The following is a 1,164-nucleotide window of genomic DNA, read 5'->3' on the forward strand; positions in this document are numbered from 1 at the left end:
TAACTGCGGCTGGCATAGCGCGCGGCGGCGGTGAGCGAGATCGCGTCGGTCGGGCGATATGTTGCGACGATCGTCGCCTTGCGCAGCGGGATTTGCGGCGGACGCTTGCCGATGGTGGCGGGAAGCGTTGCGTTCGCGACGATGCGCGGGTCGACCAGCGTGAGGCTGCCCGACAGATCGAAGCGCGGCAGCAGGTCGCGCTCGACCAGCGCCAGTTCGGCGCCGCGCGTGCGGACGCGATCGACATTCTGAACAAAGGCCACGCTGGCCCCGCCGGGCAGCAACCCGGTCTGTGACAGAAGGGCGTCGCTGAATGCCTCGTTGAACAGCGACAGGCGGACGTAGCGGTCGCCATCGCCGTGCTGGATCGCCAGTTCCTCCGACAAAGCGCGTTCGGGCTTGAGCGTCGGGTTGGGCGATTGCTGGTTCGCACCGACCGTGACCGCCTGATACAGCTCGGTGACGGTCGGGAAGCGGTACGCTTCCCCGAACGATAGCGAGACTTTCCAGTCCTTCGCCGGGGTCCAGGCGAGCGCAGCCTTGGGCGAGAAGCGGCTGGCCGAGCGCGACGGCTGCAAGATCGTCGGTGTCGGCAGCAAGGTCGGCGAAAAATTGACGCCGTCATACGCCTTCCACCACTCATAGCGCCCGCCGAGCGTCACCGTCAGCGGCTGTGCGATCGTCCAGGCGTCCTGCACCCAGACGGCATTGGTCTGGGTCTTGCCGCTGGAGGCGAGAGTCAGCGCGCCGGGTGCACCTGCGATCCAGTCGGTCGTGGCGTAACGGTTGCTGGCCAGCGTGTAGCGATCGCGATGATAGCCCGCGCCGATGCGATGCCCACCACCGGCTTGCCACAGCGCCTTGGCATCGAGCGTGTACCAGCCGGTGCCATCGAGCCGCGTGATCGTACCGGCACCACCGCTGGTCGCGCCGGGCAAGACGGTGCCAGCGATGCGTTGGTCGTCGCGCGCGAAATCGTAGAGCGTGGCGATCACTTGCCAGTCGATCCACCCGGACGACCCGGTGGCGCTGAGGCTGTGCGACCAATGGCGCTGATTATAGCTGTAGACGTTGTTCGAAAACGCACTCGGCGCGACGCTATAGGCATAGCCGCCGATATTGAGCGATCCGGCATAGACCGGACCGGCGGCATTCTGGATATAG

1 protein-coding gene is annotated in these 1,164 nt (G+C 66.1%); it reads right to left on the minus strand.

What is annotated here, in order from left to right:
- A partial coding sequence (locus tag ABWP09_RS14445; RefSeq protein WP_353205813.1) for a TonB-dependent receptor occupies positions 1-1,164 on the minus strand: 1,164 nt, incomplete at both ends.

The sequence above is a fragment of the Sphingomonas sp. genome (assembly GCF_040398505.1).
Taxonomy (GTDB): Bacteria; Pseudomonadota; Alphaproteobacteria; order Sphingomonadales; family Sphingomonadaceae; genus Sphingomonas.